Genomic DNA, 14,879 nt, shown 5'->3' with positions numbered 1-14,879 from the left:
TGGCGTGTCAGTTAATGATGAACTTGATGCCCACGCCCCACTGCGTATGAAACTTCCTTGTGTCGCCACCCCACAGGCAACGCTCCCGGAGGTTGGCGAGCAGGGCGATACGGTCAGCCACATAAAACTCCATATCGAGCGTCACGGCACCGCCGTAGATGAAGGCGTCCCGGTCATGGAGCGTGGAGCCGTCATGCAGCACCTTTTCGCCCCAGTTCACCGATTCATATCCGGCAAGAGCCGAAGCACCTGCATAGACGAACACGATTTTACGGGCATCGGAGAGTATCTTGAAGTAGTAGCCGCCCTCCGCCGTAAACTGCGCCACGGGTATCTTCCCGTCCTTGTAAGGGTTGTTCTTCAACAGGTATTCGCCGCCGAACACCCATTTGTTCCCCTTTTTCGTGTAGGTGGAAAGAGCCGCCCCGAAGCTGTACCCGCCGTCGTTGCCGCCGGGATTGAAGCCGTCCGCCATGTTCGCCCTGACCTCGATGCCCTGCATCTTCGGCAGGCATCGCTGGGCGTGCGCTTGCCCCGTACACAGGGCAAGCGACGCGATGATTATTGCAATGTACTTTCTCATGGTCAGCGCACTTGAAGTTCGTTGATGGTATTGGCACGTACCAAGTCCTCGTTCTCAATTACAAAAGACTGGTGGCGACCTCCGTTCTTCTCGTTGAGTTCCACCACGAGGCACTTGCCATCGGGGATGGTGAACTTCGCCATCGTGAACACCGTGCGCTCGCTTTTCTTGCCCGGCACGAGCGTAGCGTAATTCTGCGCACGGAGCGGCAAGATAATCTGCTCCTGTACGGCGGTACGCTTCGCCACCTTCTTGTCCACGATTTTCCATGTGATATAGTCCACATCGAAAGGCACATTGCTCTGGTTCTTTATCTCCGTGTGGAAATAGAGCAAACCATTATGCGTGTAGATACCTTTCAGCAGATACTGGATGCCGAATCGCTTGCAGCCGATATGCTTCACCTCACGCTTGTTCTGCTTGTGGATGGACTTCATGATAAGGCGCACCAGCATCGGGCTTTCGCTGCCCAGTTCCTTCAGGTAGATTTCCTGCGCGTTGTTCGGGCGGTTCACCTTCTCGCCGTCATGGATGAAGTCGCACATCTCCACGTTGAGCAGCAGCGGTTCAGCGGCATATTTCACGTTGAAAGTATAGAAACTCCCGTCCTCCGTTATCACGGACATATTGGTTTCATTCGGGAAGTTCCTCACGGTAGCCTTCACGCGGATGACGTTCTCCGCTCCGTCGGCTTTACCCGCAATCAGGTCGGGCGAGCCTAAATCGACGTAGCGCACTTCCGAGGGGAAAATGACGTGGACGGTCTTGTCGTAGGTCACTTCCAAGCCGTGCGGAGGAACCATGCGGTCGAAGGTCAGTTTCTTTGTCAGCCCGTGATACAGGTCGCCGTCCGCCTCTTTCTGCGGATAGACCTCCTTTGTCAAGGTCGGTTGTTCACTTCCGTTGTCCGATCCAACGGTTACGTTCTCCTGCGCGTTGGCAGTTACGATGCCCATAGCGAGGGCAAACATGATGATTACTTTTCTCATTACTTTGGATTTTAGTGGTAAATAAAATTTGGTTGTTGTTTTTGTTAGTCGTTGATTGTTATTGTTTTCAATCTCTGTCCTGATAAAGCATGACCTTGTATCCGGCTTTCAGATGTACCTTGACGGTACGCATCTTCTTGGCGATATACTGGCTCGTGCCTTGTATCAGCCCCTTGCCCAAGTCGGAGGCGAGCTGCGCCCCTGCGTTGGTGGAGATATTGATGCTGCTGCCCAGCGAGCCGCCCATGTTGGCGGCAACCTCCCTGACAGCGTTCATTTCCATCGAGTTGGGAATAAAGATACCGGGTTGCCCGTCCGTGTCATACACCGCCAGCTCTACCGGGATAATCGTACCAGCATATTCCAGCGACGTGATTTCAATATCAAGCCGTTCGCCCTGAATCTTTGCCGTGCCTACCACCACCGCATTACGGGGGATGATTTTGTCCGCTACCGCCATCGGCTCCAACAGACGGAGCTTGACAGCCTGCCCGTCCGTCACACTCTGCGCCCCATAAACGCACGCCGATATGGTGTTTTTGTCCGATACGGTCGTGCCCCCCACCGCCGTATTGAAACTGCGGTTACGTTCCTGCGAGAAGGAGGCGACAAACTCGGCGTTGCTCATCGGCTGTGAGAGCGAGGACACCACCTGATGCGCCACCTGCCTGACAGGTGCAGCCGTGTTCTTTCCGGCTTTCTGCACGGGGCAAGGCTCTGCCGCCTGTCCGACAGGTGGCTGTGTGCCGTTCTGTCCGCCCATGTACTTTGCCGCCAGTTCATAGGACTTCTCCATGAGTGCCACTTGGTCATCCATAGCGGACGCCTTGCCTTTCTCGCTTTCCAATTCCGATTCCAGCGAGGCGATACGCTCCAGCAGTTCGTTCATCTCCGCGTTGTCGTTTTTCGGCTGCTCGTAGAAGTTGCCGAGCGTGGTATTGAGGTCGCGGTAGGCGGCTGCGGAGGATTGGATGGTTTTCGGAGCGGATGATGTTGCTGTTGCATCTTCCGCATTTCCGGGATTGGCAAGGTTGAAGTCCCTGCCGCCGTCCGTTTCCGCCACCTCGCGGTCGAACATATCGCCCAGTTCCTGCATGGCGCGGCTGCGGTTCTCCTGCCGTTCTTCCATCGCCCCCTGTTCGTAGGCTTTCGCCTTGTCGCCGATGATCTGGCGGTTCGCCTTGTCCGCGTCGGGCATTTCGATATTGTAACCACCCGTTCCCGGTTGCTGCTCCTTGTCGGAGGACGGGGCGAATATCAGCCACATCGCCCCGATAAACACCAGCACCATAGCGGGCAGCACTATCATTTTCTGACGTTTCAGCCTTTGGGCTTCGGTCAGCGGCTTGCGCTCCTTGGCTTTGCCTTCCTCCTTCGCGCCTTGGCCATTCAAGCAGGCTTGATGGCTCTCGGCTTGGCGTCGGTTCTTCGGTTTCCCGTTGTCGGGAACCGCCTTGTTCTCATTTTTAGGTTCATTCTTCGTCTGTTCCATATAAATAAGGTATTACATTATGATTGTTTTCCGGTTTTACGGACAGTTCCACCTGTCCGGCATGGTCTGTTACTATCCGGCTGCCGTCATTCCTGCCGATGTCATAGACGGCTTTGCCGAAGGTGTAAAGGGCAAGCACCGCGAAGGCGGCGAGCATCGCCAGCACGATGCGTTTGCGTGTCTTCAGGGGCAAACCGTCCAGATAGCCTTTGAGCCTTGCCACCAGCATTTTCTTTTTGTCGTGGAGCTTCCAGTACGCACGCCAAAATGATTTCCTGATTTTCTTCATGTCCGTTACCTTTTGATGGTTTGTAAATCCTTGTTCTCGATAATGGTGAATCCCTCGATGGTGAAACCGTTGGGATTATCGTCCGAACGGGACGAGTTCAAGAGGCGGCACGTCGTCACGAGGCTGCGCTCGGTGACGTTGCTTTGCCGGATGATCTTCTGCGTGGCGTAGGTCACGGCACGGTAGGGATAGCCGTTGAAGTCGCACACCACGCTGTCCACTTTCAGCACTTGGTTGATGTTCCCGGCGATGATGCGGTTGTAGTACCCCTTCTCGGCGAAGTCCGAATAGTAGTTGTACACGCTTTTGTCCGCCAGCAGCAGGGCGCGTTTCACGTTATGCTCTATCGCGCTCTTTTCGGGTGAGAGTGTGAAGAAAAGCTCGTGGAAGCGGCGCACGTGTTCCCTTGCCTCCGCCGGACGGTTCTGCGACAAGTCCTGCGAGAGAGCCAGCATCAGCGACTTGCCGTTGTCCAGCACGTAAATCTTTTCCCGTTGCCGCTCCGCGAAGCGGTAGGAACTCCAGACGCTCCATACCGTTATCACGGCGCACAGCGAGAGGAAGACGATACCGAACAGGCGTATCTGCCTGAACGATGATTCGATGTTTTTGAGTGACTTAAATTCCATTGTTGTTTATTCGTTTTTAATTGTCAGTTGATTATTTCAGCAGTTTTCCGGCACGTCCGACCATGTTGCCTGCGGCTGCACCCGCCACGCTGCCCGCCATGCTTCCGGCTCGTCCTGCCGTCTGGTTCACGTTGCGACCGTAGCTTCCCATGCCACCGGCTTGGATAATCCAGCCTGCCACCGTCGGGATGGTGAAGTAGCCTATGATGCCGATTATCATGAAGACGATGTACACCCCGTCGCTCGAATCCAGCGAGAAGTTCGGGTCAGCCTGCATACGCTCGATGTCGCTTTGCAGCATCAGCACTTGGATTTTCGCCAGTATGGTGCTGAACATATCCGACACGGGCTGCCACAGATAGACCTGAATGTATCGGCATATCCACTGCGTGAGCGTGCTTTGGAAGCCGTCCCACACCGATATGGCGAAGGCTATCGGACCGAGTATCGCCAGCACCACGAGGAAGAACGTGCGGATGGTGTCTATCACGAGGGCGGCGGCTTGGAACATCAGTTCCAGTATCTCGCGGAAGAAGTCGCGGATGCCCTTCTTCATGTTGTACATCCCGCGTTCGATGTACATTCCCGCCATCGTCACCATGTCGCCGGGCGACCAGCCCAGTTCCTCCAGCTGTTTGTCAAACTCCTCGTTCGACACAAGGTAGGCGGTTTCGGGATTGCGCATCATCGCCTCGTATTCCAGCTTGTCCTTCTGCTCACGGTATCGGTTCATGTCCAGCGTTTCCGTCTCCAGCATCTTCGCCGTACCTTGCACTACGGGCGACATAATGCTGTTTATCGTGCCTAATACCACCGTCGGAAAGGACATGATGCACAAGCCTATCGCAAAGGGGCGGAGCATGGGGAACACGTCTATCGGTTCGGCTCTCGCCAGCGACTGCCACACCCGGTAGGCGACGTAGAACAGCGCACCCAGCCCGGCGATGCCTTTCGCCACGCCCGCCATGTCCCCGCATAGCGGCATCATCTGCTCGTAGAGCGAGCGCAGAATCTGGTGAAGGTTGTCGAAATTCATAGGCTACCAGTATCTTTCGTTCATGTTCCCGTACAGCCCCATGATGCGGTCAAGGTCGTTTTTCTTCTTTGCCCGCAGGTAACTCACGCTGATGTTCTTGTTGGTGTAGTAGCTCACGAGGTTGCGGTAACGCTTCATCTTGGAGTAGCAGCGTTCCACCACATCCATGCGCTCCTTGTCCGTCATGGAGAGCGTAGTGATGTTCACCACGTTCTTCAGCTCCGTCAGTACGTCGTTGGATTCCTCCAATAGCTTGGTGTAGCCGAAGGCGATGGCTCCCAGTTCCTCTACCGTGAAGTTGTCGTCACGCATCATCCTCTGGAAGCTGGTCACATAGGTGTCGGTGATGTCACCCACCATCAGGATGGTCTGCTGCACCTTCCGGGCGTCCTTTACCAGATTGTTCACGGATTTGAGTGCGTCGTAATACTTCTTTCCCTGCTCGTAAATCTTCACCGTCTCTTGAAAATTTTTTATCATATTCTGGGCGGTCGTGGAAGTGTGTACCACGTTCTTGGAGGTGTTCACGATGCTCTGCGCGATGTTGGACGGGTCTATCACCGCCCACTGTGCGCTTGCCCTGCCGACTGCAAACAGGCACAGGCAGATAATAAGTGTTATTCTTGTTCTCATGTTACTTTGGATTTTAGTGGTTATCGTTATTGCTCGCTTATCGGATGGTCTGGTTTCGGGTTCACACGCACGTAGTCCCCGTTGGGCGAGAAGGTCAGGATGTCCGTCGCCTCGTTGTAGGATACGTCGATACGGAAGCCGGTGTTCATGAACAGGTTGCCGTTCTCCTCCTGCAAGAGATAGGTTTCCGGCTTCAGTTTGCGGCGCAGCCCGCTCCGCTTGAACACCGTCACCTTGTAGGCTTCGCCCTCCTTGTAGATAAGCACGTCAGGCTTCCCCTCCACGCTCTCCCAATTCCCGCAAAGCAGGTCGCGGCGGTTGTCCGCTACATCGCAGGATTGCAGCACCATGACCGCCAGCCCGATTAAATACTTGCTGACTTGCAGCATTTTCGTTCTTGATATACTCATACGCATTTTCTTTTTTAGTTGATGAATCTGTTTTTACTTATTGCCTATTCCTTGTTTCTCCGTCTTTCGGCAAGCTGCCGGATGGCGGCTTCGATGTCACCGCCCAGCTGTTCCGCCAGACGGTACACCTCTACTTTTTCCGTTTCTTCGGTGGTGTATGCCAGATACTCTTCAGCACTAACTTCGGTGGCATAAACCGCCGACTGTGTGCCACCCAGTCCGATCCAGACTTCCTTATAGAGCCTTGAAGGATTGTTTGCCATGTTAATGGAGAGTATCTGCGACTTCTCCTTCTCCGTCAGACCTAAAAGGGACTGTATGGCATCAAACTTGTTCATGTACTTCCGCTGGTCAAGGAGTATCTTGCAGTCGGAGTTATTGATGATGCTCTCCTTGACCACAGGCGAGGAAATGATGTCGTCCACCTCCTGCGTCACTACGATTGCCTCCCCGTAATACTTGCGCACGGTTTTGTACATATAGCGCAGGTACTCAGCCATATTCGCCGAAGAGAGAGCCTTCCAAGCCTCTTCCACTATCAGCTGTTTGCGTACGCCTTTCAGACGGCGCATCTTGTTAATAAAGGCTTCCATGATGATGATGGTCACCACAGGGAAAAGTTCGCGATTTTCCTTTATCGAATCAATCTCGAAGACAATGAATCGCTTGCCGAGCAGGTCGATGTTCTCCGTGGAGTTGAGCAGGAAGTCGTAGCGTCCGCCCCGGTAATACTGCCGCATGGTGGTGAGCATATTGTCGATGTTGAAATCGGACTTCTCCACCTTTATCTCACGTTCCGCCAGTTCGCGGCGGTAGTCGTCGCGCATATACTCGTAGAAAGTGTTGAACGAGGGGACGATGCTCCGGTCAGCCCTGATACGCTTGATATAGGCGTTCACCGCACTGCCCAGTTCGCCGCTCTCCGTCTTCGTCACTTTGTCGTCCTCCGACTTCCAGAGCGTCAGCAGCAATGTCTTGATGCTGTCCTTCTTCTCCACGTCGAACACGTAATCATCGGTGTAGAACGGGTTGAATGAAATCGGTTTCTCCTCCGTGTGTAGGCTAAGCACCCAACGCCTTGTCATATTTCTATGATAGGTTTTCGTGTACTCGCCCCCGAACCGTACGTACACGTCTCCGCGTATACGGCTCTCCATTAAAGAGTCAGTCATATCTTTCCAGCGTGAACTTTTAAGTGACAACTTCGACATAAGGCAATGGTTTTTCTCTGCCTTGCAATCATCATTTTATCCAAGAACTTCTTACCATCCAAATCTTTTAATTTTCGGATATGATGCATCTCTAAATTTTCGGTTGCTCCACAATTCTCACATATCGTGGCTTTTAGCCTGTCTATCAGACTTGTGCCTGTAATGTAATTTATTGTGATAATGTCATCAAGTTGTTCACTTACAATTGGTTTACACCTTTTGAAGCTTTTGTTGTAAAAGGTTTGAGCTTTCGTTTCTCCCTTTTTATTCGTATAATGAATAGTAAACAATTTGTTCTTCTTATATTTACGAAGAATCTTTTTTACGCTGGTTCTATATTTACCGGCGAAAGTCTTATACATACTATATTCCATTATGTACTTAAAAGAGTTCAATAGAGCACTGTTGTTTGCAATAGCGTAATAATTGTGGAATCCTTGTATTTGATAATTATATATTTTAAGAATTTCCAAATCATCATTATTGATTAATCTTCCTCTTTCTCTTGGTTTCCATATTTCTTTCCCATTGGGACATTTTATCTCTAAAACTCCTAGTTCAATGAGTTTTTTCTTAATGGTATCCATTAAGATATGAAGTCGCACTTTCTTGTTGTACACCCTGCTTAGTCTGCCCAAAGTGTCACGTCGGGCTAGGTTGGATTTGTTTATAAAAATCTCATAACCAAGAAATTTTGCTTTCTTTTCGGTATGTGTGATGAGAGTCTTTTCATCTGAAAGCTCCAACTTCAATTTAGATGCAAGAAAATTCTTTATATCTTCTTTGATTCGTTTGCTATCTTCTTTGCTGCCAATGACACCTACAAGGAAATCATCAGCGTATCTCTCATACTGGATTCTTTTAAAACTATCGTCCATTTCGTCATCACTGGCTATACTGTGACGTGCTTTGTCAATAATTTTAATTTGTTTTACAATATCAGCTCTTGCATTTTTGTCTTTCACAATTTCTAAGCTTCTCATAGCCCTCATTTTCTGTTTTTCTAACTGAGCTCTCACTTTGTTCGGCTTATGCTTCCTCCCTTTATTGAATTTTTGAGCATATTCCATCATAAACTTATCAAGCTTGTCTAGATATATATTAGCCAGTATGGGGCTAATAATTCCACCTTGAGGTGTTCCGCTGTAAGTATTGTGAAATGTCCAATTTTCAATGTAACCTGCATTTAGAAATTTCCTTATCAATCGGATGAAACGTTCATCTGAGATTCTTTCTTTGAGTATGCCAATCAGTATCTCATGATTGATGTTATCAAAGAAACCTTTAATGTCTCCTTCGATGAACCATTTTGCACCAGTGAATCTCTTTTGAATCTGTGTTAATGCAGTATGGCAGCTACGTTTTGGTCTGAACCCATGTGAACAATTTTCAAATTGTCCTTCATAAATTGCTTCCAAAATCATCCGTAATACTTCTTGTACTAATTTATCATCAAAAGATGGTATTCCTAAAGGGCGCATTTTCCCGTTTTTCTTTGGTATACATACCCTTTTTGCAGGTTTTGGTTTGTACGCTTCCGTACGCAACGAGTCAATTAGGTCGGTTATCCGTGTTAGGCTCATACCGTCTATTGTTTTTCCGTCAGACCCTTTCGTCATATTACCCTCTTTCGCATAAATGCGTTGATAGGCAACGTAGAACATCTCTTCGTTAAACAGTATTCGGTATAACCTTTCATACTTGTAATCGACTTGCGGACTATGTTTTGATAGACCGTTTAATACGTTTACTGAATTTCTCATAATGTCTCTCACATTTTTCTTTAATTGTATTAAACCTTTAACTGCTTCCCTTCGCTATGTACAAGATATTACCTTGCTCGAACTACTATGGAAGCTCCGTTACCGTGTCGGATATTCAGAGGCTGGAACCTCATAGCCTTACAACCGGCTTTCCGATTTAGGTAATCCCCGTTTGTGATATAATAACTTAGCTTGATAGATTGTCGGATATGGTTTCCACCCTTTACCACTTACTGTGGTTGTGCTATGATAATTTCCTGCTTACATTGTTCACCTACACCAGTGTAAGTATCATAGTATGGTGAGTATAGCTATCACTAACACCAAAGTCTCTACAGCGACCACTTGGATTGCCATTCAATCAATCAGGATTTTATCCTTATATCTATCTTTTCATCTCGCCATTCAGTCCCAGACTTGATAGCCGTCCAGCTAATGGTTTTTCCGATATGCTACACTCCCCACCGTCTTTCGTTGGTGGATAAATCGGATGATGATAGGCTGTTGGAAAACTCGCCTAACGTCTTGCTATTGACATATTTATTATATCGCCTTGACGGGCGCACAGGTGAAGTACACGCCGTCCGCCCCGTTTGTCTTGCGCCGGATCATCTCGCACAAGCCCTGATAGGAGTTTCCTGTGTCCACCAATACCACGTGCGTACCCTGTTCGTAGTATTGCCTCACGAGGTGGTTCATGAAAAACGACTTGCCACTGCCCGAAGGACCCAACACGAACTTGTTGCGGTTGGTGGTGATGCCCCGCTTCATCGGCAGGTCGCTGATGTCGAGGTGCAACGGTTTTCCCGTGAGCCTGTCCACCATCTTGATGCCGAAGGGCGAGAGCGAATTGCGGTAGTTGGTTTCCTCCGTGAAGAGGCACACCGCCTGCTCGATGAAGGTGTGGAAACTCTCTTCCGCCGGGAAGTCCGCCGCATTGCCGGGCATCGCCGCCCAGTAGAGTGTCGGGCAGTCGATGGTGTTGTGGCGCGGTACACACTCCATGCTCGCCAGCTGGCTGCCCACGTCGTTCTTGATGTGCTTCAGTTCCTCCGCGTCATCGCTCCACGCCATGACGTTGAAGTGCGCCCGCACCGATGTCAGCCCGTAGGAATGGGCTTCGTTCAGGTACTGGTCTATCCACTCGCGGTTGATGCTGTTGCTCCGGCTGTATCGGGAGAGCGACTGCATATTCCTCGCAGACTTCTCGAATTTTTGAAGGTTCTCTTCACTGTTGTCGATAATCACATACTGGTTGTAGATGTGGTTGCAAGAGAGCAACAGCCCCACGGGAGAGGCAAAGGAGAGGCGGCAGTCGCTTCGATCCGTGGAGAGTTTCTCGTAGCGGATGTCGGTAGCCACCTTTCCGGGCAAATCCTCCGTGTCAGAGAGGGTGTGCAGGCACAGGCGGTTGTCGCCGATACGCATTTCCCTTGCCGATAGGTCGATGTCCTGCAAGGTCGTGTCGCCTTCGGGCATGAGCGAGAAGTAACGCTCTATCAGCCCGGCGGACTTCTCCGTCCCGACAATCTCATCGGTGGAGAGGCGGCGCAGCCTGACAAAGCCGCTGTCGTTCATGATGCGCTCGAACTGTTCGGCGGCTTCCATGAACTTCCCGGCGGTTTCCCTGTCCAGTTCCTTCGGGATGATATGTCCTCGGCACAGCGTGCTGAAGTTACTCTGCATCCGGTTACGCTCCTTTGTCGTCTTGGTCAGGTAGAGGTAGCAGGAGTGTTTCAGGTACGGACGCTCGTTGAAGTGGCGTTCAAAGGAGCGGCTCAAGAAACTCATGTCGTCTTTCTGTAACTCCGGCTTATAGCGTTCCTTGATGAACCAGTCCTGCTTATGCACGACGCAGAAGTCCGGCAGCACCTTGATAGCCTTGCACCAGCAGCCGTGTATCGCCTCGTACTCCGCGCCCGTCACGGTATAAAGCTCCGGCAGTTCCACCTCGAAAGCCACCGTGATGTCGGCGTCTTTGGAAATGATGCAGCCATGCTCCACAGCCAGCAGGGGGAACTTGTTTTCCAGTGTCGTCATTTTGGATGTATTTCTCATGTCGTTTCTTCCTTTCGTTGTCGTTTGAATAATCGGGTGATCCGCCGCCGGTTGATAAGGTATCGGGGATGGCTCCTTGCTGCTCCCAACTTCATCAGCCCATGTTCGCCGTACCGGGCGTTCAGCGCGAAGGTCTGCCATACGAGGACGGAAGACGATGACGCGCCGAAGCCGATACATATCCACTGGTCGATGCCGACCATGTAGAGGATGACGAACAGGACGAAGAGAGCCAGCAGACCTCCGCAGAAGATGAAGAGGTACTGGGCCTTCAAACCCTTGAACTCGACCGGACGACCGATACCCTTGTTTATCGGGTATTCAGCCATACATTGTGTATTAAAGGAAGAATGAGCGCAGGATAGTGGCGGCGACAATCAGGAAGATACAAGCCCCGAACCACGAGGCGGCGGTCTTCGAAGTGTCCGGGTCACCGGACGAAAACTTGCCATAGACTTTTACGCCTCCGATAAGACCGACCACCGCACCGATGGCATAGATAAGTTTCGTACCGGGGTCGAAATACGAACTCACCATAGAGGTGGCTTCGTTGATGCCTGCCAGACCGTTTCCCTGCGCAAATGCGGAAGCGGTGGCGGCAATCATGAGTGCCGCAGAGATGATGAACTTTTGTCTGATGTTCTTATTCATAAACTGTTCTTTTTTTGTGCCGTCCAAAGGGTGGATAGTCCTTTTTCGGGCGGTTGATACTTGATTACTTTACTTTGGTTTAGTGGTTGCCCGTTTGTTTCTACGGACTTGGGTATGTCCGTTGCGGATTGGCTGTACCTTGTACCGCCGTGCGCATGGGTGTCGTCATTTTACGTTTTCATTTCCATTCTTTTTTAGCTGTTATACATAGTTTCGGAAGTCGAACTCCTCGATGTTGTCGGGAATCACGAACACCTTTTCCTTTTGTTGTGTCACGGTCATGTTCACCGTGTCCACGAAAACTGCCATCGCCTTTGCAAGCCTCTCGCTCATTGCTTCATCGGTCAGGCGTTCCGTTATCCTTGTATAAAGCTCTGTCCCGTCCAGTTCCGTCATGACCTTTCCGGCGTGTCGCATTTCCTCATCGGACGGTGAATCCTTCTTTATGGTGCGTACAGCCCTGTCAATATCCTCGAAACTGTTTCCCGAAGCCTGCTTTTTGTCAGGTTCCTCGTCCTCCGGATCATCCTCTCCGTACTCCAGTTCCGAAGGCGGGATGCTCGTGAAGGTTTCATCGAGTTTTTCCTCCGGAACTTGTGCCGGGCGTGAGACGGTTTCCGTGTTTCCGTCGTCAAAAGTAGCCTCTTCCTCAGACAGCTCAATGCCTTTTTCCGAAGTGGCGGCTTCTTGCGTCGGTATGGCAGCGGTTGTCCGGGTCGATGCCATCTTGAAACGGCTCTTGCCAATGATGTCCGAGGTGTCTGCGTGAGGTATTTCCTTATCCTTTCCTTGCTCTGCCACCGTACTGTCCAATGACCGCCATAGCCCGGCAATGTGTCTGAAGAAACGGATGAGCTTCGTGTCCATGATGCGGTCATAGAACAGCAGGAACAGGAACCACACGTTGCAAGCAACCGATACGATTAAAAACGCCTTTGTCATAATCTTACTTTTTGGGCGTTTTCAATCTGTTCCATGTACTGCTGCCCGTACTCCCGGAAATGGTCGCGGAGGATGTTATCCACAAACTTACCGATGCTCAAACCGTTTCCCATCCGACTGGCAACGATAGCGACTTTCTCATGAATTTCTCGGCTGATGTATATACATTGCCGCGTTTTGATTTCCGATGCTTGCAGGAAAGTCGAGAGCGGCTTGTCTCTGCCTTTATCCTTGCGGAAGTCAACGCCGGTATTTTCCTGCCCGTAGTCGGTTACACACTTTGCTGCACGGGCAGCGGCTCTTTCACTCTTTCCTGTTTGCAGGCAGTCTGCCTGACGGTTTTTCTTTGTTCTTTTCATACTTCTTTGTTGTTTATTGTTTTTATAGATTATAGGATTCCATGTGCCGTTTGAACGATTCGGCTATCTCGTCTTGGAACAGTGTGAAATGGTGTGTCAGCACGTTGTCAAGAAAAGCCGCAATAGTCACCTCATTGCCTCCGATTACATGAAGCATCTTCTGTATGCGGTCGTGGTACTCCTTGCGGATATATACCTGTTTGCCGAGCCTTGCCGTGACATTGGACCCGCACATGAACACGGTTTCATAATCCGGCTTTTCCGGCTTGCCGTTCCTGCGCCTGCGTTCCGGTTCCTCTCTGGGGCGCGGGACAGGCAAGGGGACGGTTTCCTGCACCGTTTCTTTCGGAGGTGGGGAAAGCGCGTTCCCGTCCGTGCTTCTCGCTTCCGGCGGAATGCTTGTATCGTCCAGTCGAAACGAGTTGATTACGGCTTCGCTGTCGATGTCCTCGATTCTTGTTTTCTTTGCCATGCCGTTCAGTTTTTGATGATGCCGAGAATCTCATCGACGAGTTTGTCGAGGTTGCTGCCGCGTACCAGTATTTTGTCCGCCGGAAACGCCGTGGAGCGGAATACCGCCTTGCGTTCTGCCGCCGTCTCCTTGCGGAAACGCTTGCTGTCCGGCAGATGTGTTTCCAGAATGGGCAGGGCGAACTCGGCACAGACCTTGTCGTATGCCTTGTAAAGTTCCGTCTTTTCGCGCCCGTCCACCATGTTCCACACGAGGTAAATCCCTTTGATGCCAGACTTGCCCGTGCTTATCATCTGTTCGTTGATAACGGTGGCGAACTTGATGGAACTCTCCATCACCACACGGTCGGCGATGATGGGCGTGAAGATGTAGTCCATTTTGGAAATGGTCTGCACCACATCGGCATTGTTGATGGTTCCCGGCAGGTCGAAGAACACGAAATCAAGGTCGGGCTGCGTTGCCACCAGATTTTCGGCGGTCTTTACCGCATCTTCCGCACGGCTGCATCTGATGGTGTACGGGTTCTTCTTCAGCCGTTTGAGCTGCTCATACGCCATCACCTTGTAATGCCCGTCCTCCATGACGGCTTTCATGTCGCGCTTGCGCATATCATGGATACTGTACTGCGGAAAATCGCAGTCCACCACGGCTACGTTGTAGCCTTTCACATAGTGCAGGTAGCTTGCTACAAGCACCGTCAGGGTTGTCTTACCCGCTCCACCTTTCTGCGTGGAGATTGCCACATAAGTTGCTTCTTTCATTTGTCTGATAATTTATTTGGTTATACATTTGTCCGGTGGCGGTAGCGTATTGCCATTAGTACGTACGCACGCGCTCCCATTCATTTATTTATTCACTCCTTAATCCGGCTGTGCCTATGGGTAATCATCGGTTTGTCCAACCGCCCATGCTTTTATCCGTCCGCATGGACGTGTGCTTGGAAAACTGTCTGAATACATACACCTGTTTTCAACCGTTTGGATTGATGTCCGGATTACTGTCCGAACATCCGGCGGAAGGAGTGTATTTTCAGTCCCACATCCGAATCACACTGCAAATAAACAAGGATATTTTGGAACTTGTATCACTTCTCCGGCAAGTGGCAGCACGTTGCGCCGGTTGGCATTGATTATCCGGGTCAAGCCTCTGTCCGATACCGCGTTAAGGGCGTAACTTTGCACCCGAACGGCAGGGTTCGCCGCAGGTGGCGCAGCCCGGAGTTTGAAGGGCATTCCCCCAATCCGTCCCCGACGGATTTTTATGTTCACCTGAACATAGCAAGGTATGTTTTCAGCCGCTCAAAACATTTTGAGCAGCCACGAAAACGCCTTGCCCTTGCAGGGGGCGGGCTTACCCTCCGAA

At 50.9% G+C, this 14,879-nt stretch carries 16 protein-coding genes and 2 pseudogenes; 1 reads left to right on the top strand and 17 read right to left on the bottom strand.

Annotated features, from left to right (window positions below; genetic code table 11):
- Positions 1 to 7: 7 nt before the first annotated feature.
- From B5F38_RS06655 to B5F38_RS06575, 17 genes and pseudogenes are all read right to left on the bottom strand, one after another.
- Positions 8 to 583 carry a conjugal transfer protein TraO gene (locus B5F38_RS06655; RefSeq protein ID WP_087408516.1) on the bottom strand — a complete coding sequence of 192 codons (576 nt, stop codon included), beginning with the start codon at positions 581 to 583 and terminating at the stop codon, positions 8 to 10.
- Positions 584 to 585: 2 nt separating this feature from the next.
- The gene (gene traN / locus B5F38_RS06650) at positions 586 to 1,572 is read right to left on the bottom strand and encodes a conjugative transposon protein TraN (protein WP_087408515.1); all 987 of its coding nucleotides are present in this window, start codon (positions 1,570 to 1,572) and stop codon (positions 586 to 588) included.
- Between the two features lie 67 nt (positions 1,573 to 1,639).
- Complete coding sequence (gene traM, locus B5F38_RS06645) at positions 1,640 to 3,064, bottom strand: conjugative transposon protein TraM (RefSeq protein WP_087408514.1); 1,425 nt, start codon at positions 3,062 to 3,064, stop codon at positions 1,640 to 1,642.
- The gene (locus B5F38_RS06640; RefSeq protein WP_087408513.1) at positions 3,045 to 3,353 is read right to left on the bottom strand and encodes a TraL conjugative transposon family protein; all 309 of its coding nucleotides are present in this window, start codon (positions 3,351 to 3,353) and stop codon (positions 3,045 to 3,047) included. The genes traM and B5F38_RS06640 overlap by 20 nt, the downstream gene beginning before the upstream one ends.
- Positions 3,354 to 3,358: 5 nt before the next feature.
- Complete coding sequence (gene traK / locus B5F38_RS06635) at positions 3,359 to 3,982, bottom strand: conjugative transposon protein TraK (RefSeq protein ID WP_004308925.1); 624 nt, start codon at positions 3,980 to 3,982, stop codon at positions 3,359 to 3,361.
- Positions 3,983 to 4,013: 31 nt separating this feature from the next.
- Entirely contained in the window at positions 4,014 to 5,018 is a 1,005-nt protein-coding gene (traJ, locus tag B5F38_RS06630) for a conjugative transposon protein TraJ (RefSeq protein WP_087408512.1), read from the bottom strand.
- Positions 5,019 to 5,021: 3 nt separating this feature from the next.
- Positions 5,022 to 5,651 carry a DUF4141 domain-containing protein gene (locus tag B5F38_RS06625; protein ID WP_036867171.1) on the bottom strand — a complete coding sequence of 210 codons (630 nt, stop codon included), beginning with the start codon at positions 5,649 to 5,651 and terminating at the stop codon, positions 5,022 to 5,024.
- Positions 5,652 to 5,677: 26 nt separating this feature from the next.
- Complete coding sequence (locus tag B5F38_RS06620; protein ID WP_206422482.1) at positions 5,678 to 6,061, bottom strand: DUF3876 domain-containing protein; 384 nt, start codon at positions 6,059 to 6,061, stop codon at positions 5,678 to 5,680.
- A gap of 44 nt (positions 6,062 to 6,105) precedes the next feature.
- Positions 6,106 to 7,119, bottom strand: a pseudogene (locus B5F38_RS06615) (TraG family conjugative transposon ATPase); the annotation flags it as partial.
- Between the two features lie 110 nt (positions 7,120 to 7,229).
- Positions 7,230 to 9,035: a reverse transcriptase domain-containing protein gene (locus B5F38_RS06610; protein WP_087408509.1), complete on the bottom strand. Its 1,806-nt coding sequence runs from the start codon at positions 9,033 to 9,035 to the stop codon at positions 7,230 to 7,232.
- A 567-nt stretch (positions 9,036 to 9,602) separates the two neighbouring features.
- Positions 9,603 to 11,093: pseudogene (locus B5F38_RS06605) on the bottom strand (TraG family conjugative transposon ATPase); the annotation flags it as partial.
- Positions 11,090 to 11,422 carry a DUF4133 domain-containing protein gene (locus B5F38_RS14495; protein ID WP_087408508.1) on the bottom strand — a complete coding sequence of 111 codons (333 nt, stop codon included), beginning with the start codon at positions 11,420 to 11,422 and terminating at the stop codon, positions 11,090 to 11,092. The gene B5F38_RS14495 and the pseudogene B5F38_RS06605, both read right to left, overlap by 4 nt.
- A gap of 10 nt (positions 11,423 to 11,432) precedes the next feature.
- A complete protein-coding gene (locus B5F38_RS06595) occupies positions 11,433 to 11,744 on the bottom strand; it encodes a DUF4134 domain-containing protein (RefSeq protein ID WP_007656423.1) in 312 nt (103 codons plus the stop codon).
- 201 nt (positions 11,745 to 11,945) lie between these two features.
- Positions 11,946 to 12,686 carry a hypothetical protein gene (locus B5F38_RS06590; RefSeq protein ID WP_005867737.1) on the bottom strand — a complete coding sequence of 247 codons (741 nt, stop codon included), beginning with the start codon at positions 12,684 to 12,686 and terminating at the stop codon, positions 11,946 to 11,948.
- Positions 12,683 to 13,045, bottom strand: a complete 363-nt coding sequence (locus tag B5F38_RS06585) for a DUF3408 domain-containing protein (protein WP_032596655.1) — start codon at positions 13,043 to 13,045, stop codon at positions 12,683 to 12,685. The genes B5F38_RS06590 and B5F38_RS06585 overlap by 4 nt, the downstream gene beginning before the upstream one ends.
- Before the next feature lie 22 nt (positions 13,046 to 13,067).
- Entirely contained in the window at positions 13,068 to 13,517 is a 450-nt protein-coding gene (locus B5F38_RS06580) for a DUF3408 domain-containing protein (protein ID WP_087408507.1), read from the bottom strand.
- Between the two features lie 5 nt (positions 13,518 to 13,522).
- On the bottom strand, positions 13,523 to 14,278 hold the full coding sequence (locus B5F38_RS06575; protein WP_032596657.1) for a ParA family protein: 756 nt from the start codon (positions 14,276 to 14,278) through the stop codon (positions 13,523 to 13,525).
- A gap of 232 nt (positions 14,279 to 14,510) precedes the next feature.
- On the opposite strand from B5F38_RS06575, the gene B5F38_RS14585 reads away from it, so the two are divergent.
- A complete protein-coding gene (locus tag B5F38_RS14585; RefSeq protein ID WP_087408658.1) occupies positions 14,511 to 14,690 on the top strand; it encodes a hypothetical protein in 180 nt (59 codons plus the stop codon).
- Positions 14,691 to 14,879 lie beyond the last annotated feature (189 nt).

It is taken from the genome of Barnesiella sp. An22, from assembly GCF_002159975.1.
GTDB classification, from domain to species: domain Bacteria; phylum Bacteroidota; class Bacteroidia; order Bacteroidales; family Barnesiellaceae; genus Barnesiella; species Barnesiella merdigallinarum.
The sequence above is the reverse complement of the archived record's forward strand: the minus strand, read 5'-3'. Positions and strand labels throughout refer to the sequence as shown.

Bases quoted from the DNA above. Each gene is read 5' to 3' on its own strand.
- B5F38_RS06655 (WP_087408516.1), bottom strand. From the start codon at position 583: ATGAGAAAGTACATTGCAATAATCATCGCGTCGCTTGCCCTGTGTACG.
- traN (WP_087408515.1), bottom strand. From the start codon at position 1,572: ATGAGAAAAGTAATCATCATGTTTGCCCTCGCTATGGGCATCGTAACT.
- traM (WP_087408514.1), bottom strand. From the start codon at position 3,064: ATGGAACAGACGAAGAATGAACCTAAAAATGAGAACAAGGCGGTTCCC.
- B5F38_RS06640 (WP_087408513.1), bottom strand. From the start codon at position 3,353: ATGAAGAAAATCAGGAAATCATTTTGGCGTGCGTACTGGAAGCTCCAC.
- traK (WP_004308925.1), bottom strand. From the start codon at position 3,982: ATGGAATTTAAGTCACTCAAAAACATCGAATCATCGTTCAGGCAGATA.
- traJ (WP_087408512.1), bottom strand. From the start codon at position 5,018: ATGAATTTCGACAACCTTCACCAGATTCTGCGCTCGCTCTACGAGCAG.
- B5F38_RS06625 (WP_036867171.1), bottom strand. From the start codon at position 5,651: ATGAGAACAAGAATAACACTTATTATCTGCCTGTGCCTGTTTGCAGTC.
- B5F38_RS06620 (WP_206422482.1), bottom strand. From the start codon at position 6,061: ATGAGTATATCAAGAACGAAAATGCTGCAAGTCAGCAAGTATTTAATC.
- B5F38_RS06610 (WP_087408509.1), bottom strand. From the start codon at position 9,035: ATGAGAAATTCAGTAAACGTATTAAACGGTCTATCAAAACATAGTCCG.
- B5F38_RS14495 (WP_087408508.1), bottom strand. From the start codon at position 11,422: ATGGCTGAATACCCGATAAACAAGGGTATCGGTCGTCCGGTCGAGTTC.
- B5F38_RS06595 (WP_007656423.1), bottom strand. From the start codon at position 11,744: ATGAATAAGAACATCAGACAAAAGTTCATCATCTCTGCGGCACTCATG.
- B5F38_RS06590 (WP_005867737.1), bottom strand. From the start codon at position 12,686: ATGACAAAGGCGTTTTTAATCGTATCGGTTGCTTGCAACGTGTGGTTC.
- B5F38_RS06585 (WP_032596655.1), bottom strand. From the start codon at position 13,045: ATGAAAAGAACAAAGAAAAACCGTCAGGCAGACTGCCTGCAAACAGGA.
- B5F38_RS06580 (WP_087408507.1), bottom strand. From the start codon at position 13,517: ATGGCAAAGAAAACAAGAATCGAGGACATCGACAGCGAAGCCGTAATC.
- B5F38_RS06575 (WP_032596657.1), bottom strand. From the start codon at position 14,278: ATGAAAGAAGCAACTTATGTGGCAATCTCCACGCAGAAAGGTGGAGCG.